The organism is Rikenella sp., assembly GCF_056799795.1.
Map to the genome: position 1 here is coordinate 40,322 of NZ_JBQIQO010000007.1, position 21,266 is coordinate 61,587.

The following is a 21,266-nucleotide window of genomic DNA, read 5'->3' on the forward strand; positions in this document are numbered from 1 at the left end:
ACCCACGGGCCGAAAAGTGCCGAAACCGGAAAAAACCGCTATCTTTACCCGCATGAACACCTACTTCCGCATCCTCCGGTTCGGCCGTCCCTACGGGCGGTACGCCGCGCCGTATTTCATCTGCATCCTGCTCCACACGATCTTCAACACGATGACCTTCGCCATGATCATCCCCATCATTCAGACGATGTTCGATGCGAAGTCAATGATGGAGGCAGTGACGACGATGCCGACGTTCGAGCTGAGCACCGACTACGCCAAAGCGATGATGAACTACGGACTCTATCGAATTGCCGGCGCAGGATACACGATCAAAGACCTGCTCTTCATGCTGGCCATTCTGACCGTCGTGATCGTCTTCCTGAGCAACCTTTTCCGCTACTTCGCCCAACGGACGCTCGAAAATCTGCGCATCCATACGCTGCAACAGATTCGCGACACGATGTTCGACCGCGTGATCCGGCTTCAGGTCGGTTTCTTCAGCAACGAGCGCAAGGGGGATATCATCTCGAAACTCACGTCGGACGTACAGGTCGTACAGTTCTGCATCACCAGTACGTTTCAGGTCTTTTTCAAAGAGCCGTTCCTGCTGATCGGCTATTTCATTCTCCTGATCGGCATCTCGTTCCACCTCACGTTGTTCACGCTGGCGGTACTGCCGGTCATCGCGCTCTGCATCGGATACATCGTCAAACGGCTGCGCAAGTCGGCGACCGAAGGGCAGGAGGCGTTCGGCGAGATGGTCTCGCTGCTCGACGAGTCGCTCGGCGCCATCAAGACGGTCAAGGGATACAATGCAACCGATTATATCGACCGGAAATTCCGCGCTCTCGACGGAAAGTATTCCGACATTATGCGCTCCATTGCGCGGAGACAACAGATGGCTTCGCCGATGAGCGAGTTTCTGGGGGTGGCTTCGCTGTCGTTTATTCTGGTCTACGGGGGGAATATGATTCTGAACGGCGACCTCACGGCGGCGGCCTTTATCGCCTACCTCGGGGCTTTCTCGCAGGTGACGCGGCCGGCACGGGCCATTGCGGACGCGTTCGGAAACATCAATCAGGGGATCGCCGCGGGGGAACGGATTCTCGGCATGATGGACACGGAGGCGGCCATCACGGATCGACCGGATGCCAGGGTGTTGACCGAGTTCAGGGAGGGGATCGAGTTCCGGAATGTCTCGTTCTCTTACGAGGACAAGCAGGTGCTTCGGGATATCTCGTTCACGATTCCGAAGGGGCAGACGATTGCGCTGGTGGGGCCATCGGGGGGAGGTAAGTCGACGATTTCCGACCTGATCCCGCGGTTCTACGATCCGGCCAAGGGGGCGGTGCTGGTGGACGGAGCGGACTTGCGCGACTATCGGATCGAAAGCGTGCGGGCCAAGATGGGGATTGTGGCGCAGGAGACGATTCTGTTCAACGACACGATCGAGGAAAATATCCGGATGGGGAACGACTCGGCGACGCTGGAGGAGGTGATGGAAGCGGCGCGGGTGGCGAATGCCTACGACTTCATCATGGCGACGGAACAGGGGTTCCAGACCAATATCGGCGATCGGGGGATGAAGTTGTCGGGGGGGCAGCGGCAACGGATTTCGATTGCGCGGGCGGTGTTGCGCAACCCGGAAATCCTGATTCTGGACGAGGCGACTTCGGCGCTGGACACGGAGAGCGAACGGCTGGTGCAGGAGTCGCTGTCATCGCTGCTGCGGGGGCGGACGTCGCTGGTGATCGCGCATCGGCTGAGCACGATTCAGCATGCGGACAAGATTATCGTGGTCGAGGCGGGACGGATTGCGGAACAGGGAACGCACGCCGAGTTGATGGCGGTCGAGGGCATCTACCACAAATTGATCGAGATGCAACAGTTGGCGGACTAATCCAAACTGAACGACGCGATGAAAAAAGTGCTTATCTTGCTTGGTCTGATGCTCGGCAGCGGCGCGGTGGCGACGCGGGCGCAGAAACTGGTCATCGGTTCGCGGGTGCCGGATCTCAAAGGGGTGGCATGGAGCACACTGCCTCCGCGGACGGAGGCTCCGATGCTGATCGAGTTTTATGCGCCGGACAATGCTTCGTCGGCTCGTTTTTTCCCAAAATTGGCTGAGATTCAACACCGGCACGGGAATGGGAATCGGGGGATTCAAATCGTGGTGCTGACCAGAGGCGTAGCGGCAACGACGCTGGATTCGCTCCGGGCGAGGTACGGCGAACGTTATTTTATCGGCTCGGATCCGGACGGAAGGGTCTATCGGGCGTTCCATGTCCAATACGTGCCTTACACGATTCTGGTCAATTCGAAGGGGGAGCTTTACTGGCAGGGAAATCTGGGTAATCTGCCGACGTCAACCCTGGAGGGGGTCAGGTAGTCTTTCTTTTTCGGGTGCTGCATTCTTTTTCACGCGCGGTCGCTTTACGGCACGACTGCGCGGATTTTTCTTGACTCTCTTTTTCCTGCATCCCGCCCCGGGCTTCCGCGGCGGCACCTCGGGCGAGTTGGTATACGTCGGCAACGGCGGATACAACTGGGGTTCTTCAACCAGCGGCACGGGAAGCATCTATCTGCGCTTCTACGCGACAGCGCTTTATGTCAACGACATGACAGACCGCGCTTCCAGTTTTCAGTTGCGTTGCCTCTCGGAATAAACGGGGACGGAGAGCTTTCGACGGAACCGATCGGGGACTTAGAACCCGGGCTTGGGCCCACTTTTCTATTCAGATTTTGCGGATCACGCGGCCCGCCCCGGGCTACCGCGATGCGGGAATCGATGGGCGGCTGGGCGAATTAATGGGCGTCGGAAGTCTCGGTTACAGTTGGTCTTCAACGATTGACGGATCTCTCGGTAGTCTGAACTTGAATTTCCACGTAACGTGGCTCAGTTCCAACCATGCAAGTTATCGTGGCTACGGTTTTCAGTTGCGTTGCCTCTCGGAATAAACGAGGACGCATGCCCGCGGTGGACAATGGGGTGGAACGACCCTAACTGGCTTGACTTTAGCGACCGGAGCCAGCGTGGGCGCAACGAGCATCGCGAGATTGCGGCCCTACGCCGAGGGTGGCTCCGGCCCGGGCGGTTCTTCGAACCTCAAGAATTCGGCCCATTCGTCTCTTTTAAGCTGTTCGCCGCCAGCGGTGAGTGCAACGAGCTCCGTCGAGTTGCAGTCCGCCGCGTGGGGTGGCGGCGAACTGCGCGACTCTGCGAGTCGCAGGAGCACGGCCTATTTGTTTTCGGGCGCAGCCAGCGGAGGACGAATATTAAGGCCGAGGCGGCCAGTAAAAGACGCCGTGCGTCCCCTCCGCATCCGGGGGCTGCGGGCCGACCGTTGACACGGGAACCTAGCTACTCGCTCTCACCCCAAATACCAGCAAGAGCACAGCCCAAAGCTTGCCCCAGTTCTCCGCCCGTGTCCGCCTCACTGCGGCTCCGCTTTCGCTCCGCCGCTGCCGTCGCCCGCTGGGATTTCATCTTGATTTTGCTCACCGCAAAACGAGTGAAATCCCTCTTTAAGCGGGCGGGCGACGGATTTTTCATGCAGGGTCAAAGTTTTTTCGCGCGCCTACGCGATTCATTCTATGTCGGCAGTAAGCCGAAATAGTTGAATCGCTTCTTTAGGCGTGGCGCGCTTGCATTGAAGTAATAAAGGCCGCCCGCCGTGGCGCGAACGCGTCCGCCGGGAGGGCGGTGCCTCCCGGCACTCGGAATGGGCAGCCTCTACCCTCCTCTTTTCGCGCGCCTTGGGAAATCTTCTCAAAACACGCAAGCGAGTTTTGACGATTTCCCTCTTTAGGCGGCGACGCGCGAGCAACTGGAAAGTAATAACGGCCGCGCGCCATGACGCGAACGCGTCGGCCAAGCGGGCCCCACGTCCCGTGGACGGGAAATGCTGCGCATTTCCACTACCAGCCTCGGCCCTATTCCTTGACCACTCTTTGTTCGCGCGCAGCCTCAAGCGGCCCGCGACATAACAAACATGAACCACCTATATACCCTTACGACCTGATGCACGGCGACAACCTCAACGCCCCATCAGCCGGGTCTAAAAACATTCGGGCGGGTCGTTCTTTGAAACGACCCGCCCGAATGCTGTCAAGCACCCTCCACCCGAAAATCACTCTCCCAATTTCAACTCGATCTCGCGTTTGAAGTCGCTGAAGACGTTCATGTAGTTCATAAACGCATCGTACGGCGAATCATACGGATTGAAGTAGTTGTGCACGTCGCCGTCCGAAAACCACTTGGTACACATATAGTAGAAGTGATCCGACGACTGCAAGGCGTACCACACCCGCATCATATCCGGATCGTTCAACCGCCGTATCTTCTCCTGCAACGAGTAGAGCTTGCTGAACGCCTCGTCCTGCAACTCGTTGCCGAGCCATGCCGTCACATCCCGCTCTTCGTCCGCCCACGAAATCGGATGCGGCACGTGTAAAACCGCCACCGCTTCCGCATCGGCCGCAATCTGGGCCGGCGTCCTGAACTGCAACTCACCGTGGTGCACCACCTGTGTGATGAAGCGATCCATGAAGTCGAAAATTCCGGTATCCCGTTTCTGGTGCTCGCCGAAGGTCTCGTAGTCCATAAAGAGGTTGATTATCTCCCCCTCCTGATCGAGAATCCAGTCGATGTACTTGTCCGCCGTCAACGGCCAGCCGTCCCAGCCCTGATCGCTAAACCGGAAGGCGATGTCGTCGCTCAGACGGAAGTTCCGCAGCAATACCTTGAGCTCCTGCCGCAAAGCATTGGCGTAGACGAAGTTCGGACTCTTCCACCCCAATATATGTTTCGCCCCCTCGGTCAGCAGCGTCCGGTACCCCATATCATAAACCATCTCGCCGATCCCGTCGCTGTAAATCAACTCGGTATTCCGGAAGGTCACCGGTCGCTGTCCGAAGAGTTGCTCGATGGTATCCGCCTGGAGCCGCACCTGCTGTTCGAACTCTTCGCGGCTGGTGAGCGAGGCGAGCGAATGGGCATAGGTCTCGGCCAAAAATTCCACGGCCCCCGTCTCGGCCAGCGCGCGGAAGCTGTCGATCACCTCCGGCGCATACATCCGGAACTGTTCGAGGGCAATCCCCGAGATGGAGAACGACACGCGAACGTGATCCGCCCCGAGCTCCTGTATCTTCCGCAGCAACAAGGCGTTCATCGGCAGATAGCACTCCGCCGCCACCTTTTGCAGGATGCTTTTGTTCAGAAAATCGTCGAAGTAGAAGTGGTCCTTGCCCATGTTGAAGAACCGGTATTTCTTGAGCCGAAAGGGTTGGTGGACCTGGAAGTATAAATTGAGGTTTTTCATATGCTGTTTAGGTTGAATATTCGGTTGGTTTTCGCAGTCAATGACAGGAGCTGTTGCCCGGCGGGTCGTTATTTGCCGGAGGTCACATCGTTGTATACGTCCAGTACCCGCTGCGCCGCGCCGTCCCACTTCAGCGTGGTCACCTCTTCCTGTCCGCGGGTAATAAACATGTTGTGCAATGCCGGATAGGTCACCAGACTATAGATGGCATCGGCCATGGCATCGACATCCCAGTAGTCCACTTTCACCGCATGCGTCAACACCTCGGCCACCCCGGACTGTTTGGAAATAATGACCGGCACGTTGGACTTCATGGCCTCCAGCGGCGATATCCCGAACGGTTCGGACACGGACGGCATAATATATACGTCGCTGAGTTCGAACATCCGCCTCACTTCATCCCCTCGCAAAAAGCCGGTGAAGTGGAACCGATCCGAAATGCCGAGCTTGGCCACCCGCCGCACCACGTGGTTGAGCATATCTCCCGAGCCTGCCATCACGAACCGCACGTTCGGTATCCGTTTCAAGACCTTGGCCGCCGCCTCGACGAAGTAGTCGGGCCCTTTCTGATAGGTGATCCGCCCGAGGAAGGTCACGATCTTGTCCTCTACCCCTCTGACCTCTTCCGGCCCTTCGTGCGCCTTGAACCGCACGCCGTTGTGCACGGTCACCACCTTCTCCGGAGAAATCCCATATTTCTCGATCACGATATTCCGCGTCAGATTGCTCACGGCCATCACCCGATCCGCCGCTGCCATCCCCGTCCGCTCGATATTGTAGACCACCGTGTTGATATTTTCGCCGCTGCGGTCGAACTCCGTGGCGTGCATATGCACCACCAACGGCTTCCCGCTCACCCGCTTAGCGGCAATCCCGGCATAGTAGGTGAGCCAGTCGTGTGCGTGAATCACGTCGAACTGCCCCGCCAGATCCCTGGCCACCTGAGCCGCCACCATGGCATACCGGGCCACCTCTTCCATCAAATTGGCCCCGTATTTCCCGCTGAAGTTATAGCGCTGTTTCCAGATATCCTGCGGCGCCCCCGGCCGCGTCCCGTGCCGGAACTCGCTCCATTCGTTTTCGTACTCTTCCGGGCTGAGATAAGGCACCAGATTGGAATTGATCTGAATGAAGGTGAGCTGTTTCCAGAAGTCGTCCTCGGTGTCGAGCGTGCCGTACGGTGCCTCGACCTCCGAGGCGTTCTTGATCTTCAGGTAACGCTGGTCTTCGTCGCCGTATGCTTTCGGCACGACGAAGATCACCTCCACCCCCAGCTTCGACAGCGAGCGGGTCAATCCGTAGCAGGCAGTCCCCAGCCCGCCGGCGATGTGCGGAGGGAATTCCCAGCCGAACATTAATACTCTCATTTGCAAAAGTCCTTTCTTGTTTTCACGGCGCACCGAGCGTTTCGGTCGGCCGATACATGATATATAATAAGTTTAGGTAAGCACGGAACGACGCGCGTGCGGGATCACTTCTCCCGTTCGCCGATCATGCGGTTCACCATCAGCAACGCCGCCACACTGGGCGCATACGAGATCGCTCCGCAAGCCTCGTGCGGCGCATCCCCGTCGTAAGCCTCCGGCACCGACCCGATCCCGTAGTTGAGTAGGTCTTCTTTGAAGCCGTCGAGCAGCTCCCGGGCCTGCATCAGGAAGCCGTTGCCGTAAAGGCGGAATCCGGTCTGAACATAATGCTCCAGCAGCCACGGGAAGACCGTCCCCTCATGTCTGGCCACGTTCCGACAAGCTTCATTCCCCCTGCAAATCCCCTGATAGCGCACGTTGTTCGGACTCAAAGTCCGCAACCCGCGCGGCGTGAGCAGGTAAGCTTCGACCACGGTAAAGACCTTCTGCTGTTCGTATTCGTTGAGGGGCGAATAAGGCAGCGAGCAGGCCAGAAGCATATTAGGCCGTATATCTATGTTCTTCGCCCCGTCGTGATAGACATAATCCGCCAAGTACGGTTGTTGAGGCATCTGTTCGAGCCAGAAAGTCGCCCGGAAGTTATCTTTGATGCGCTCCGGCAGCTCGACCCAGTCGCGCACGAAGAGGTCGTCGCCCGCCTCCTGCGCCAGCTCCAGCGCATAGCAGACCGCGTTGTACCACAGCGCATTGACCTCGACCGCAAACCCCGGCCGCTGGGTCACCGGCCGACCGTCGTTCATGGTGTTCATCCAGGTCAGCGCCCGCCCCGGCCGATCGGCCCAAATGAGGCCGTTCTCTGCCATCCGGATAAAAGCTTCGCGCCGGTTCATATACCCCACGGCGCCGTCCCCGTTCGGATCGCCCACGCCATCCCGATAGGCATACAGGATCTCTTTCATCGCCCGTCCGTACCGGGCCCAAATTTCTCCCCTGCCACCTCCGATAAAGGATTCGAGCTGCTGCAACGCATGGAAGAACCACAACTGGGTATCCGCCGCGAAGTGCGTCCCGAATATCCCGTCGCGCAGCCGATACAAAACATGGTAGTCGAGAATCTCGACGCAGGCATCGACCATCGGCCCCTGCGGCTGGGTCAGGGTAATGCCCGCCAGCGACATAAAAGTCTCCCTGCTCCTGGCATTATACCACGGATACCCCGCCGTGAGCGATGTCCGGTTCTCCTTAATAATAAGGAACTGCCGCGCAGAGTGATACAAAGCGGGCAAAAATTCCGTCTTCATCGTCCGCCGGGCGATCTCTTCGTCGAAAATCGAGGCCAAAGCCTCCGGCCGCACCTCCGAGGTCGAGCCCGAGAAAACGACGCTCTCGCCCGTGGCGATATCCATCTCGAAATAGCCCGTAGTCAGCAAGTCTTCCCGGAACGGATACCCGCGCCGCTCCTCTTCGAGGTATTCGAAGTTGTGATACCAGTCCGGCGCCGCCACGAACCGGGCCTCTTTGTTCACCTGAAGATGCAGCCACGGAAACCGCGGATAGAGCTGCGATTTGACCCCGCCCGGAATCGGATAGGATTTCCCGTCCGCCTCCGCATTGGCGGTGCTCAGCCCATGCCGCGACCGGAACGCCAGGAACGGCCGCAGTCTCAACTTGGTCGCCGACCTCGCCTCCAATAAGGTATATCGAATGAGCAGCTGCTCCGCCGTATGCACCCACAGCATCTCCTTCTTCAAAAGCACCCCGCCGACGCGATAGATAATCGTCGGAGTCGGGGTATACGAGAAGTCGACGATATATTTATGCCCCCGCGGCTCGTACATCCCCGGGAAACGGTGTATCGCGAGGTTGAACTCCTGTCCGTGCTGAATGACCGTCTCGTCCAGCGACGAGAGCAGCACATAGTCTTCGCCGCCCAACTGTTCCACCGGACAGACCATCAATCCGTGGTATTTCCGCGTATTGCAACACACGATCGTGGTGTTCATATACCCACCCGCCCGGTTGGTGCCGAGCATTTCGCGCTGGAGCGAGTATTCGAGGTTGCCCAGCGCCTGTTTGTTGAATTGTAAGATGGCCATAATATCTGCTGTCCTTTGGAAAAAAGAGATCGTTATTCCGCGCGATCGCCCGTTCCGCTGTCCGGAAAAAACGAGCGGATCGGTAAGTCACCGTAAATATAATGTTTTCTTTTTGATTTCCAATCGTTTTTATCGACAAAATAAACAAGAGGGGATCGCTTTCCGCGGAAAGCGATCCCCTCGAAACTGCCGGATCCCCAGCCCCCGTTACATTCGCACCGGTTTGATGTCTTTAATCCGCAGTTGCGGCGTGACACTTCCCTGATAATGATTCTCGACGATGTTGTAACAGATGTCGATCGACCCGCCGCGTTTGATGTGGTCGAAATAGTCGATCTGTCCGAATGCGATGGCCGAAATCGGACTGAAGGGGTGTTGCCGTTGGACGAGTTCCATTTTGAGGTGTTCGCCGCGGGCGCCGACGAGCCGGGCGGAGCCGTTGTCGCTCACGTCGGCGGTGACGAACACGGGCGAGGGGTTGCCCGGCCCGAACGGCTGAAAGGCGCTCAGGGTACGCCGGAAGGCGGGCGTAATCTCGTCGAACCGCAACGGTTCGTCGATGTCGATCTGAGACACGAGCTTTTCGGGGTCGATATGGGCCTCGACATAGGCTTCGAAGCGGCTCCGGAACTCGTCGAACCGTTCGGGTTTCATGGTGAGTCCGGCGGCGTAGGTGTGTCCGCCGAAGTTTTCGAGCAGGTCGGCGCACGATTCGACGGCCTGATACAGGTCGAAGCCCGGCACCGAGCGAGCCGAACCGGTAATGAGTCCGTGGCTCATGGTGAGCACGACGGTCGGCCGGTAGTAGGTCTCGATCAATCTGGAGGCGACGATCCCCACGACGCCTTTCATCCAATTCGGGTTGTAGATCACCGTGCACTTCTTCCGCAACATTTCCGGCGACTCTTCGAGGTACCGGTGGGCTTCGATGGTGATGTTCCGATCGATGCTTTTCCGGTCTTTGTTGAAGGCGTCGATCTGGGCGACGTAGTACAAGGCGCGCCGCTCGTCGACGGCGGTGAGCAGCCGCACGGCGGTGCGCCCGCCGGATTGCGCCCGGGGGTCGTCGCGGTCGATTTCGATCTCCATCCGCCCGGCGGCGTTGATCCGGGGGCCGATTTTGAAGACGATGTCGTCGATGGCGATGGTGTGCCGTTCGAGTCCGCAGAGTTTGATGATGGCGGCGAGCCCTTTGTTGGGTTTCCGGTTGAGCCGGATAAGGCCGTAGTGGGCCAAAATGCGGTTCTCGCCGACGATGGGCACGATGTCCGAGGCGATGCTGACGGCGACCAGGTCGAGCAGGGGTTCGATGGTCTCGAAGGGGAGCTCTTTGTACTGGCAGAATGCCTGGACGAGTTTAAAGCCGACGCCGCATCCGGAGAGGTCTTTACAGGGGTAGGTGCAGTCCTCGCGTTTGGGGTCGAGCACGGCGACGGCGTCGGGAATGGCGTCGCCGGGCAGGTGATGGTCGCAAATGATGAAATCGACTCCTTTGCGCTTGGCATAGGCCACCCGGGAACAGGCTTTGATTCCGCAGTCGAGAGCGATGATGAGCTTCGCTCCGTTGTCGGCGGCGTAGTCGATCCCCTTTTCCGAAATCCCGTACCCTTCGGCGTAGCGGTCGGGAATGTAGAAAAGGAGGTCGTCCATCCACCGCGAGAGGAAGTTGTAGACCAACGCCACTGCGGAGATACCGTCCACGTCGTAATCGCCGTAGACCATGACGCGTTCCTGACGGGATATGGCCTGCTCGATCCGCTGCACGGCGAGCATCATATCTTTCATCAGGTAGGGGTCGTGGAGTTCTTCGAGTTTGGGAGCGAAGAACCGTCGGGCCGATTCGGTGGTGTCTATGCCGCGCTGAACCAAGAGGTTCGCCAGCTTGGGGTCGATGCCGAGCGCGGTGGAGAGGGTCTCCACTTTAGCCGCATCGCCCGCGGGCCGGACGACCCACTTTTTTTCTGCGTGCATAACGTTCTATTTTTTTGTTTACTCTTTTTCATCTTTCGGTTCACGAGCCTTGTTCGCCGGTTTGTCGAATCGTCTCTTTGAACGGAGGGGCGGCTCTGTATACATCGCTGCCCAAGGGCCCGCCCCCGGGCTTCCGCGACACACACTCGGGCGATCGGGTGACGGTCGGCAACTACGGGTTCAGCTGGTCGTCCGCCACGAGCGACATCCGCGGCCTGGATTTAAATTTCCATTCACAGTACCTCAATACCGGCTCTTCGGACAACCGCGCTCACGGTTTTCAGTTGCGTTGCCTCTCGGAATAAACGCCGCGGGCCCGCGGTGGGCAAGGGGCTAGAGCTACCCTAACAGGTTCGACTTTGGCGGCCGGAGCACTACCCATTCGTCTCTTGTAGGCAGTTCGCCGCCAGCGGAGGCGCAACGAGCCCCGTCGAGTTGCAGTCCGCCGCATGGGGTGGCGGCGAACTGCGCGACCCTACGGGTCGCAAGAGCACAGCCAACAATTCAGCTCCCCGCTTGATCCGGCGCAGCGCGAAAACCGTAGCCGGTTTTCGCGCCCGAAGAATAGGCACAGCCCAAAGCCCAGCCCAGTTCTTCGCCCCGTGTCCACCTCACTGCGGCTCCGCTATCGCTCCGCCGCGTTTTCGCGCGCCTGCGCGATTCATTCTATTTCGGCTCACCGCCGAAATAGTTGAATCGCTTCTTTAGGCGGGGCGCGCGTCTGTCCTACGGGAGGGTACTGGCCTCGGGCCGGCCAGGCCCCACGTCCCGTGGACGGGAAATGCTTACGCATTTCAACTACCAGCCTCGGCCCAATTCCTCGCCCCATTCTTTGTTCGCGTGCCTGCGCGATTCACTCTATTTCGGCTCACCGCCGAAATAGTTGAATCGCTCCTTTAGGCGGGGCGCGCGGCTTTGGCTACAGGAGGGTACTGCGCTCGGGCCGCGCGGGCCCCACGTCCCGTGGACGGGAAATGCTGACGCATTTCCACTGGCCGCCTCTACCCCAATTCTCTGTCCGCGCGCTGGCGGAAATCTTATTCAAACGCAAATCATGCGTTTGAATGATTTCCTACTCCAGCGGTCGCGCGCGGGTCGAGCTCTGTCCCGCCTCGAACTGTTCTTTTTGTGAACAAAAAGAACAAAAAAAACTTCAGAGCGCATCCCTACGGGATGCTATGGCCGGGTCTACCCCCAGAATCCTCAAAAGCATCGCTACAGCCGCCTATAAGCAAAAGCCGCCCGCAACAATTAAGCAGTCCCTACTCTATCGCGAGCCGCCGAACAGTCGCATAAAATGGCCGACATACACCCGCTTTACCTCCGCCAGCGTCGGCACCGGACTTCCCGTCCCTGCCAACTCCGCCGCCAGCGAAGTCACCCCTTTGTCCCTAAAGCCGCAAGGGTGGATATAGTCGAAATATTTCAAATCGGTCGTCACATTCAGGGCAAAACCGTGCATCGTCACATACCGCGATGCCCGCACCCCGATCGCACAAATCTTCCGTTCCGGCCGCCCACCCGCCGCAGGAAGCCACACCCCCGTCGCATGCGGAACCCGACACCCCTCGATCCCCCACTCCGCAATCGTCGCGATCACACTCTCCTCCAACCGGTCTATATACTCCCGAAGCCCCAGCCCATGCCCGCCGCCGATCGTCGACAGGTCCAGAATCGGATACCCCACCAACTGACCGTATCCGTGGTACGTAATATCTCCGCCCCGATCGATCCGGTAGTACGTCGCCCCGATCGAACGCAAAAACGCCTCGCTCACCAGCAGGTTATTCTCCCGCCCGCTCTTCCCCAGCGTATAGACGTGCGGATGCTCGCACAACATCAGCACCCCCCGCGCTCCGTCCGCCGGCCCCTCCGTCACACGCCCCAGCAGGTCGTCGAAAAAGCTCCGCTGCCGCTCCCACGCCGTCCCGTAGTCGATCACCCCTTCGTCCCTTACCTCGATCATCCCTTCTGCGCGGTTAAAGTGTTCAACGGTCGGGACACCTTCGGCGCCAACCGATCCGCCATATAAGAAGAACGGACGAGCGGCCCGCTCTCCGTATGAACGATCCCCCGCTCCACCGCCGCCGCCGCGTAGCGGGCAAAGATATCCGGATGGACATATTCCGCCACCGGATAATGCCGCGAGGTCGGTTGCAGATACTGCCCGATCGTCATCCGCCGCACCCCCGCCGCCGCCAGGTCGTCCAACGCGCCGAGCACCTCGTCGCACGTTTCGCCCAAGCCCACCATCAGCGCGCTCTTGGCCAGATCGTCCCGCCCGAGATCCACTCCCCGCGCCGCGATGTACCGTAATACGTGTAAAGATGTGTCGTAAGAAGCCCGCCGGTCGCGCACCGTCGGTGTCAGCCGGGCCGTGGTTTCGAGATTGTGCCCCACGATATCCGCTCCGGCGTCCAGAACGACGTCGAGCAGGCCCGTATCACCCGAAAAATCGGGAATCAAAAGTTCGATGGTCGTATTCGGATTGAGCGCGCGAATCGCCCGCACCGTCTCGGCCCAATGCGCCGCCCCTCCGTCCGGCAGGTCGTCGCGATCAACCGACGTAATCACCGCATGGCGCAGCTCCATCAGCTGCACCGACCGGGCGATCCGTTGCGGTTCCGCCGGGTCGAGCGGCGCCGGAGAGGCCGACGACTTGGTGGCACAGAACCGGCAGGCGCGCGTACACACGTCGCCCCCGATCATAAACGTAGCGGTTCCCCTGCTCCAGCAGGTCGAGATATTGGGACACCGACCGCTGGAACAGATGGTATGTAAATCGTGCCGCCGCACGAGTGCAGCGACAGCGGCATAACGCGGATCGTTATGAAGCTTTATTTTCAGCCATTCCGGTTTGTGCGTGCCGACTTTCTCATGCGTGCAAGGCATTAGCGATTTTTCATTTTTCAGAATGTTACAAAGTAACGAAAAATCCTCCGAAATTCCGAACCCCGATCCGGAATTCCTCCCTCTTCCGTCGCTATCCGTCCGTGCCGAAAAGCCACCCGGACGATCCGTTTCAGCCTCCCGAATCGCTCGAAAATAATCCGAAATAATCTAATTATAGCATAATACATGCTCACTAAAATATCCGAACCGAAAACTCCATATCTTTCGATGTTTGCCACCCACAACCACATACCCGACCGTCCGACAGAAACGCCCCGACTCTCCGACGAGGCGGCACGGAGCGATTCCGGCCCTTTGTCTGCTCTTTTTCGGGCTGCCCGCCGCCGCACAGACCGGACTGCCGCCCGCCGCCGATTCGGTGACCTGGCGGCTCGACGCCGCCGAAAATCCGTTCGGATTCGCTCCGCTGCACGCCTACGACGACTATTGGGATCAGACCGTCGATTTCGGGTTCGGTTTCCTGCGCTACAAACCCCGCGGATACGACAACCGCTACCGGACGTTCCGCGCAAACGGCCTCTCCCTCGCCGAATGGGAAGAGGGGACGCCGGCCTGGAACGCCGTCTACGGGCTCAACGACGTCGGCACCCGGAGCCACGCGGGCTTCGATGCCACCGGGCGGGCGGAAGAACGGCAAATGCTCGCCTGGCAACAGACGCGCGGCGGACGAGTCGCCCTCTCGACTTCGAACCGCACCTACACGCTGCGCGGCTCGGCGGGCTATCGCTCCGGCGAGAACGCCCGCAACGGCTGGAGCTACTCCCTCTTCGCCGGACGGACGTGGGCGGGCGACGGAGGAGGATCGTACACGGTCGAGGGGACGTGGAACGACAGCTGGGCCGTTTTCGGATCGGTCTCGAAACGGTTCGGCGGAGACCGGCACCGGATCGCCCTGACCGCCTGGTATGCACCGAACCGGCGGGCACTGGCCTCCGCCTCGACCGAAGAGGCTTTCGACCTGACCGGCAACCGCCTCTATAACCCCGCATGGGGCCGGTGGAACAGCACGCGACGGTCGGCCCGCATCCGAAGCGCCGCCGAGCCGATCGCGATGCTGAGTTACGCCTACGATTCGGGCGACGCACTGCAGATCGCCGCCACGGCAGGCGTGCGGTTCGGCCGGTCGGCATTCTCGGGGCTCGACTGGTACGACGCGCCGAATCCCCATCCGGACTACTACCGCTACCTGCCGAGCTTCTACCCGGAGGGGAGCGCCGAACGGAAACTGGCCGACGAACGATGGCGCACAGACGAGTCCACGCGTCAGATCGACTGGGCGGCTCTCGCGGCACAAAATCGGGACGACGGCCCGAGGGCGCACTACATCGTGGCGAGCCGGATGCGCGACTACCGGGAGTTCGCGCTGCACGTCACCGCCGACTGGCGACCCGACGCCCGCACCCGCTGGCAGGGAGGATTCGAATGCGCCGCTGCGGACAACCTGCACTTCAAACGACTGGACGACCTGCTGGGCGGCGGCTACTGGTTGGACGTGGACGTCTTCGCCGAGAATCCGGAAGACGCGCCCAACGGCACCCAGAACGACATGCGTTATCCGAACCGGGAGGTGCGCGAAGGCGACACGTTCGGATACAAATACTCGATGCAGGGGCTCCAGCCTCGCATGTGGGCCCGCTTTTCGAGACGGTGGAGGCAGTGGGACTTCGAAGCGGCGGGGTCGGTCGGCGCGATGGCCTTCCGCCGCTTCGGCTACTACGACAAACAGAACTTCCCGGGCAACGAGTCGTTCGGCTGGTCGAAATGGTCGGCCCATCCCGAATGGCTCGTGCAGGGCGGAGCGGGCTACAACCGGGGCGGGCGGCTGCGCGTCGGGTTCCGGTTCACGGCCCGGAGCCTCGCTCCGATGCCCCGCCGGGCTTTTATCTCACCCGAGTACCGCAACGCCCTCGTGCCGGGGTTGAAGAACGAACAGATGCTGGAGGCGGAGCTCCGGGCGGACTACCGGGTACCGCTCCTCCGGATCCATGCGGCGCTCTTCGCCGCGACGGTGCGCAACCGGACGGAGGTGCGGCGGTTCTACAACGACCTGACCCACTTTTTCTGCAACTACCCGATGACGGGGATCGACACGCGCCACATCGGCGCGGAGCTGTCGGCCGAAATCCGGCTGGGGCCCCGGTTGCAGCTGAAGGCGGCCGCAGCGGTGACCGACTGCCGCTACACATCGAACCCGCAGGCGACGGTGATCCGCGAAAGCACCGGCGAACCGATCGCGACCGAGACGGTCTACTACCGCGGGCTGCACACGGCCACAGGGCCCCAGACGATCGGCGCGCTGGAGCTGGAATACGCTCCGCGGGGCTGGGTGTTCACCGCGACGCTGAAGGGGTGGGCGGGCAACTACATCTCGCCGACGCCGCTCCGGCGCAGCGAGGCGGCTGTGGAGCGGTGGAAATACACGCCCGAGGCACGCGCCATAGCCGCCGAGCAGGAGAATCTCGGCGGCGGGGCGACCATCGACCTTTTCATCGGAAAAACCATCTATTTCGGAGCCCGGCACCGGCTGGGGCTCTATGCCGGCATCGACAACCTGCTGAACCGCCGCACGATCCGGGCCAGCGGCTACGAATCGTCGCGGCTGTACCGAAAAAACCATGAGGAGGTCTACCTGCCGCTGGCCTCGAAATACTACTACGCCCGGGGCATCACCTTCTTCGCCACCGCCTCCTACCGGTTTTAACGCAAGAAAGCACACCAGGAACCGTACCATTCGGCGGAAATTTTCCTATCTTTGTCGCTTCGAAACCTTTCTTTTAAAACCTCTTCCGATGGCCCTGACAATCCCTCCCTACTACCGCGCGAGTCTGAACGGGAACAGCATGGAGAGTGCCATCCGGCTGCTCAAGGAAAAATTTCAGGAGTGTTTATCGAAAAAACTGGGACTGCGACGCGTAACCGCGCCGCTCTTTGTTTTGTCCGGCACCGGCATCAACGACGACCTCAACGGCTCGGAACGGGCCGTGTCGTTCCCGATCCGGGACATGGGCGACCGCAGGGCCGAGGTGGTGCACTCGCTGGCCAAGTGGAAACGGATGAAACTGGCCCAGTACCGCATCGCGCCCGGTTACGGCCTCTACACCGACATGAACGCCATCCGGGCCGACGAGGAGTTGGACAACCTCCACTCGCTCTATGTCGACCAGTGGGACTGGGAACGGACGATGCGGGCCGAAGAGCGCAACCTCGCTTACCTGAAAGGGGTGGTGCGAGACATTTACGACGTCCTGCGGGAGGTCGAGGCGGCTACTTACGAACGGTTTCCGCACATCACGCCGGTTTTGCCGGACGAGATCACCTTCATTCAGGCCGAAGAGCTCCTGCAACGGTATCCGGGTCTCACGCCCAAGGAGCGCGAGCGGGAGGCGGCCAAGGAGTACGGAGCGGTCTTCATCATCGGCATCGGCGGACGGCTGTCGGACGGCACGAAGCACGACGGGCGGGCGCCGGACTACGACGACTGGAGCACGGTCAACGAAGCGGGCCATGCGGGGCTCAACGGAGACATCGTGCTGTGGAATCCGGTGCTCGAGGTGCCTTTCGAACTCTCGTCGATGGGAATCCGGGTCGATGCGGCGGCGCTGAAGCGGCAGCTGGAAGAGGCGGGATGTCCGGAGCGGGCCGGGCTGGAGTTCCACCGGGCGCTGCTCGACGGCGAACTCCCCCTGTCGATCGGCGGCGGGATCGGTCAATCGCGCCTCTGCATGTTCCTGCTGCGGTGCGCCCATATCGGCGAAGTCCAGGCATCGGTCTGGCCGGACGAGATGCGCGAGGCGTGCCTCCGGGCGGGAATCGAACTCAAATAACCATTCACGGAACCTAACCATTTACCCTGTTTAATACTATGACTTCACTCAGATTCAAAGTGGTGGACGAAGCGATCCGGCGCAAAGCCAAAGAAGTGGCGCTGCCGGCGGAACGGCCGTCGGAGTATTTCGGCATGTACGTCTTCAACCGCGACCGGATGCGCAAGTATCTGCCCAAGAACGTCTATGTCGCGCTGGTGGATACGATGGAAAACCGCACCCCCCTGTCGCGCGAACTGGCCATGAACGTGGCCGCGGGGATGAAGCAATGGGCTTTGGATATGGGTGCGACGCACTATACGCACTGGTTCCAGCCGCTCAACGGCGGGACGGCCGAAAAACACGACGCTTTCGTGGAGCACGACGGACACGGCGGGATGATCGAGGAGTTCTCCGGCAAGCTGCTCATCCAGCAGGAGCCCGACGCGTCGAGCTTTCCGAACGGCGGGATCCGCAACACGTTCGAGGCCAGGGGATACTCGGCATGGGATCCGACCTCGCCGGCTTTTATCGTGGGAACGACCCTCTGCATTCCGACCGTCTTCATCGCCTACACGGGCGAGGCGCTGGACTTCAAGACCCCGCTGCTGAAGTCGATCGACGCAGTGGATCGGGCGGCGACCGATGTGTGCCGGCTGTTCGATCCGCAGGTCAAACGGGTAACATCGTTTTTAGGTTGGGAACAGGAGTATTTTCTGGTCGACGAAGGGCTGTGGGCGGCACGTCCGGACTTAGTGCTGACGGGGCGGACGCTGATGGGACACGAGAGCGCGAAGAACCAGCAGCTGGAGGATCACTATTTCGGAGCGATTCCGACCCGGGTGGCGGCATTCATGCGCGATCTGGACGTCGAGCTGCTCAAGCTCGGCATCCCGGTCAAGACCCGGCACAACGAGGTGGCTCCGAACCAGTTCGAACTGGCTCCGATCTATGAGGAGACCAACCTGGCGAACGACCACAACCTGCTGTTGATGAGCGTCATCCATCGCATAGCGAGACGGCACTGTTTCCGCTGCCTGCTGCACGAGAAGCCGTTCAAAGGGATCAACGGATCGGGCAAACACAACAACTGGTCGCTCGGGACGGACACCGGCGTGAACCTCTTCTCGCCGGGCAAGACGCCGAAGGACAACCTCCTCTTCGTCACCTTCCTGGTCAATACGATCATGGCTGTCTACAAATACAACGGCCTGCTCAAGGCGTCGATCATGAGCGCGACCAACGCACACCGGCTGGGAGCCAACGAGGCGCCGCCGGCGATTATCTCGGTCTTCCTCGGGCGGCAGCTCAGCGAAGTGCTCGACAAGATCGAGAACTCGTCGTCCGAAGAGGCGATCGCGGTGGACGAGAAGGCGGGATTCCGGCTCGGGGTGACCTCCATTCCGGAGCTCCTGCTGGACAACACCGACCGCAACCGGACATCGCCGTTCGCCTTCACGGGGAACCGGTTCGAATTCCGCGCGGTGGGCTCGTCGGCCAACTGCGGCGGGGCGCTGACGGTGCTCAACACGGCGGTGGCGGCACAACTGAAGCTCTTCCGCCGACAGATCGACGAACTCTCGGCCACGGGGATGCCGATCGAAAAGGCCATTTTCACTGTCCTGCGGGACTACATCCGCGAATGCAAACCGGTGCGGTTCGACGGCAACGGGTACAGCGACGCCTGGAAACAGGAGGCCCGGGAACGGGGGCTCGACACGGAAACCAGCGCGCCGCTGATCTTCGACCGGTTCCTCACCCAGGAGTCGATCGAACTCTTCACCTCGACGGGCGTCCTCTCGAAGGTCGAGCTCGAAGCACGGACGGAGGTCGAATGGGAGACTTACACCAAAAAGATACAGATCGAGGCACGGGTGCTGGGCGACCTGGCGATGAACCACATCCTGCCGGTGGCGTCGCGCTACCAGAGCATGCTGCTCGACAAGGTGGCCAAATTCGGCGAGATCTTCCCGGCCGACGAGGCGAAACAGCTGGCCGAACAGGATCGCCTGCTGATCGTCAAACTGGCCGAACACATGAAAGAGGTGCAGCGGCAGGTCGAAGAGATGGTCGAAGCGCGGAAAGTGGCCAACCGCATCGCCGACGAACGGGCCAAGGCGATCGAATACCACGACAAGGTGGTGCCGCTCATGGAGTCGATCCGCTACCACATCGACAAACTCGAACTCATCGTCGACAACGAGATGTGGACACTGCCGAAATACCGGGAACTCCTGTTTTTAAAATAACCACACACATCGCAAAACCATGCCTTGGATCATTCTGGCCGCCTGTCTGTTGCTTTTCATCATCGTCCCGATCTCGATCCACAACGGGTTCGTGCGGCGACGCAACGCGATCAAAAACGCCGGCGGAGCGATCGATGCCGTGCTCAAACAGCGGTTCGATCTGCTGCCCAACTTAGTGGAGACGGTCAAACGCTACGCGGCGCACGAAGCGGAGGTCTTCTCGTCGGTGACGGCCCTGCGCGGCGGGAAACAGAGCTACGACGAGTTGTCGGCGCAGGAAAAACAGCAATTCGACTTGGGTTTCGGGGTCGGCCTGCGGAACTTCTACGCCGTGGCCGAACGGTATCCGGAGCTCCGGGCGTCGGACAACTTCATGCACCTGCAACGCACGCTCAACGAGCTGGAAGAGCAGCTCTCGGCGGCGCGGCGCACCTACAACGCGGCGGTGACGGACTACAACGACTCGATTCAGGTCTTTCCGGCGTCGATCATCGCGGGCATGGGACATTTCCAGCCGGAAAAGGTGCTCGAAACACCGGAAGAGGAGCGACAGGCGCCGAACCTCAAATCCCTGTTCGGAGATAACTGATGGAACAGGTCGCAACCTCTCCGGCCGACGAAACGATAGCCGTACACAGCGGCGAATTCCCGCAGTTGCAGGCCCGCTATCGCCGACAGTGGCGGATCTGGGCAGCGGTTTGTGCGGGAGGGACGCTGCTCGGCACAGTCGTGGGCGGCAGCGTCTGGGGCTGGGGGCTGCTGGTCGCTTCGGTCGTGTTGCTGGCGATCGTCTCGATCCAGTTGTCCCGCCAATTATCGCAATACTATAAAGGAGAGATCGTACCGCAACTCGTCCGTCACTTCTGCGACGAGGGAGAGTACGACGCGAACGACGGCATCGACGAAGAGGTGTTCATCGAGAGCAATCTGTTTCCGACCCGGCCGGACCGCTATACGACGGAAGACCTGATCGAGGGACGGATTGGCAAGACGGAGTTCCGTTTTGCGGAGGTGAAGGCGATGGAGGAGCGCACCGTACACACCTCGCGCGGGACGCGGACGACGTGGGTAAAAATTTTCCGGGGTTTCTTCTTCGTAGCCGACTTCAACAAGGATTTCGCCGGACAGACGACGCTCGTACCTAACTTCTGGGGGGCGAAATGGCTGGCGGGAAAACAACGGGTGACGTTGGAGAACCCGGAGCTGATGCGCCGTTTTCTGGTCTGCTCGACGGATCAGATCGAGGCCCGGTATATCCTCACGCCGGGGCTGATGGAGCGCATCATGAAGCTGGCGAAGCGGTACCCGCGCTGCCTGCGGATCAGTTTCACGGGCTCGTGCATCATGGTGGCGCGCGACTGTTCCCGCAACCACTACGAGGCGGGGCTCTGGCGACCGATGTCGGAATGTATCCGACGCGACATCCTGGCGGTGCGCGAACTGACGGGGCTGGTCGAAGAGCTCAACATGAACACGCGCATCTGGACAAAAGAATAACCGTTCGATTGATCCGTATCTACCCGCATGGAACCGTACCTTTCTTGAAAGAAAGGTACCCTCCAAG

General features: G+C 60.2%; 17 protein-coding genes. 10 read left to right on the forward strand and 7 right to left on the reverse strand.

Annotated features, from left to right (window positions below; all coding sequences use genetic code 11):
• Positions 1-52: 52 nt before the first annotated feature.
• From ACTO3O_RS03150 to ACTO3O_RS03165, 4 genes are all read left to right on the forward strand, one after another.
• A complete protein-coding gene (locus tag ACTO3O_RS03150; RefSeq protein WP_297830723.1) occupies positions 53-1,882 on the forward strand; it encodes an ABC transporter ATP-binding protein in 1,830 nt (609 codons plus the stop codon).
• Between the two features lie 18 nt (positions 1,883-1,900).
• Positions 1,901-2,371, forward strand: a complete 471-nt coding sequence (locus ACTO3O_RS03155; RefSeq protein WP_294593396.1) for a TlpA family protein disulfide reductase — start codon at positions 1,901-1,903, stop codon at positions 2,369-2,371.
• Between the two features lie 70 nt (positions 2,372-2,441).
• Positions 2,442-2,648 carry a hypothetical protein gene (locus ACTO3O_RS03160; protein ID WP_297830721.1) on the forward strand — a complete coding sequence of 69 codons (207 nt, stop codon included), beginning with the start codon at positions 2,442-2,444 and terminating at the stop codon, positions 2,646-2,648.
• 142 nt (positions 2,649-2,790) lie between these two features.
• Positions 2,791-2,940, forward strand: coding sequence for a hypothetical protein (locus tag ACTO3O_RS03165; RefSeq protein WP_297624043.1), 150 nt, complete (start codon positions 2,791-2,793; stop codon positions 2,938-2,940).
• 476 nt (positions 2,941-3,416) lie between these two features.
• Here ACTO3O_RS03165 and ACTO3O_RS03170 read toward each other — a convergent pair whose 3' ends face one another.
• The 5 genes from ACTO3O_RS03170 to recJ form a co-directional block, all read right to left on the reverse strand.
• Positions 3,417-3,545: a hypothetical protein gene (locus ACTO3O_RS03170; protein ID WP_298080883.1), complete on the reverse strand. Its 129-nt coding sequence runs from the start codon at positions 3,543-3,545 to the stop codon at positions 3,417-3,419.
• Between the two features lie 567 nt (positions 3,546-4,112).
• Entirely contained in the window at positions 4,113-5,303 is a 1,191-nt protein-coding gene (locus ACTO3O_RS03175; RefSeq protein WP_297832074.1) for a glycoside hydrolase family 57 protein, read from the reverse strand.
• A 68-nt stretch (positions 5,304-5,371) separates the two neighbouring features.
• On the reverse strand, positions 5,372-6,670 hold the full coding sequence (locus ACTO3O_RS03180) for a glycosyltransferase family 4 protein (protein ID WP_297832077.1): 1,299 nt from the start codon (positions 6,668-6,670) through the stop codon (positions 5,372-5,374).
• Between the two features lie 104 nt (positions 6,671-6,774).
• Positions 6,775-8,766 carry a glycogen debranching enzyme N-terminal domain-containing protein gene (locus ACTO3O_RS03185; RefSeq protein ID WP_297623463.1) on the reverse strand — a complete coding sequence of 664 codons (1,992 nt, stop codon included), beginning with the start codon at positions 8,764-8,766 and terminating at the stop codon, positions 6,775-6,777.
• A 207-nt stretch (positions 8,767-8,973) separates the two neighbouring features.
• Positions 8,974-10,737 (reverse strand): single-stranded-DNA-specific exonuclease RecJ, encoded by a 1,764-nt coding sequence (gene recJ / locus ACTO3O_RS03190; RefSeq protein WP_297832080.1) that lies wholly within the window; start codon positions 10,735-10,737, stop codon positions 8,974-8,976.
• A gap of 158 nt (positions 10,738-10,895) precedes the next feature.
• On the opposite strand from recJ, the gene ACTO3O_RS03195 reads away from it, so the two are divergent.
• Positions 10,896-11,042 (forward strand): hypothetical protein, encoded by a 147-nt coding sequence (locus ACTO3O_RS03195; RefSeq protein WP_297832083.1) that lies wholly within the window; start codon positions 10,896-10,898, stop codon positions 11,040-11,042.
• 962 nt (positions 11,043-12,004) lie between these two features.
• Here the strand turns inward: ACTO3O_RS03195 and lipB are convergent.
• Together lipB and lipA are read right to left on the reverse strand one after the other, a co-directional pair.
• Complete coding sequence (lipB, locus tag ACTO3O_RS03200; protein WP_297830741.1) at positions 12,005-12,703, reverse strand: lipoyl(octanoyl) transferase LipB; 699 nt, start codon at positions 12,701-12,703, stop codon at positions 12,005-12,007.
• On the reverse strand, positions 12,700-13,629 hold the full coding sequence (gene lipA, locus ACTO3O_RS03205; RefSeq protein WP_297830742.1) for a lipoyl synthase: 930 nt from the start codon (positions 13,627-13,629) through the stop codon (positions 12,700-12,702). The genes lipB and lipA overlap by 4 nt, the downstream gene beginning before the upstream one ends.
• Positions 13,630-13,861: 232 nt before the next feature.
• Between lipA and ACTO3O_RS03210 the strand changes: the two genes are divergently transcribed.
• From ACTO3O_RS03210 to ACTO3O_RS03230, 5 genes are all read left to right on the forward strand, one after another.
• A complete protein-coding gene (locus ACTO3O_RS03210; protein WP_297830744.1) occupies positions 13,862-16,351 on the forward strand; it encodes a TonB-dependent receptor in 2,490 nt (829 codons plus the stop codon).
• An 88-nt stretch (positions 16,352-16,439) separates the two neighbouring features.
• Entirely contained in the window at positions 16,440-17,474 is a 1,035-nt protein-coding gene (gene asnA / locus ACTO3O_RS03215) for an aspartate--ammonia ligase (RefSeq protein WP_297830746.1), read from the forward strand.
• Positions 17,475-17,512: 38 nt separating this feature from the next.
• Positions 17,513-19,702 (forward strand): glutamine synthetase III family protein, encoded by a 2,190-nt coding sequence (locus ACTO3O_RS03220; RefSeq protein WP_297830748.1) that lies wholly within the window; start codon positions 17,513-17,515, stop codon positions 19,700-19,702.
• Positions 19,703-19,721: 19 nt separating this feature from the next.
• The gene (locus ACTO3O_RS03225) at positions 19,722-20,291 is read left to right on the forward strand and encodes a LemA family protein (protein WP_297830749.1); all 570 of its coding nucleotides are present in this window, start codon (positions 19,722-19,724) and stop codon (positions 20,289-20,291) included.
• Entirely contained in the window at positions 20,291-21,199 is a 909-nt protein-coding gene (locus tag ACTO3O_RS03230; protein WP_297830751.1) for a DUF3137 domain-containing protein, read from the forward strand. The genes ACTO3O_RS03225 and ACTO3O_RS03230 overlap by 1 nt, the downstream gene beginning before the upstream one ends.
• Positions 21,200-21,266 lie beyond the last annotated feature (67 nt).

Bases quoted from the DNA above. Each gene is read 5' to 3' on its own strand.
- ACTO3O_RS03225 (WP_297830749.1), top strand. From the start codon at position 19,722: ATGCCTTGGATCATTCTGGCCGCCTGTCTGTTGCTTTTCATCATCGTC.
- recJ (WP_297832080.1), bottom strand. From the start codon at position 10,737: ATGCACGCAGAAAAAAAGTGGGTCGTCCGGCCCGCGGGCGATGCGGCT.
- ACTO3O_RS03220 (WP_297830748.1), top strand. From the start codon at position 17,513: ATGACTTCACTCAGATTCAAAGTGGTGGACGAAGCGATCCGGCGCAAA.
- ACTO3O_RS03175 (WP_297832074.1), bottom strand. From the start codon at position 5,303: ATGAAAAACCTCAATTTATACTTCCAGGTCCACCAACCCTTTCGGCTC.
- lipA (WP_297830742.1), bottom strand. From the start codon at position 13,629: ATGCCTTGCACGCATGAGAAAGTCGGCACGCACAAACCGGAATGGCTG.
- ACTO3O_RS03185 (WP_297623463.1), bottom strand. From the start codon at position 8,766: ATGGCCATCTTACAATTCAACAAACAGGCGCTGGGCAACCTCGAATAC.
- ACTO3O_RS03165 (WP_297624043.1), top strand. From the start codon at position 2,791: ATGGGCGTCGGAAGTCTCGGTTACAGTTGGTCTTCAACGATTGACGGA.
- ACTO3O_RS03180 (WP_297832077.1), bottom strand. From the start codon at position 6,670: ATGAGAGTATTAATGTTCGGCTGGGAATTCCCTCCGCACATCGCCGGC.
- ACTO3O_RS03155 (WP_294593396.1), top strand. From the start codon at position 1,901: ATGAAAAAAGTGCTTATCTTGCTTGGTCTGATGCTCGGCAGCGGCGCG.
- ACTO3O_RS03150 (WP_297830723.1), top strand. From the start codon at position 53: ATGAACACCTACTTCCGCATCCTCCGGTTCGGCCGTCCCTACGGGCGG.
- asnA (WP_297830746.1), top strand. From the start codon at position 16,440: ATGGCCCTGACAATCCCTCCCTACTACCGCGCGAGTCTGAACGGGAAC.
- lipB (WP_297830741.1), bottom strand. From the start codon at position 12,703: ATGATCGAGGTAAGGGACGAAGGGGTGATCGACTACGGGACGGCGTGG.
- ACTO3O_RS03230 (WP_297830751.1), top strand. From the start codon at position 20,291: ATGGAACAGGTCGCAACCTCTCCGGCCGACGAAACGATAGCCGTACAC.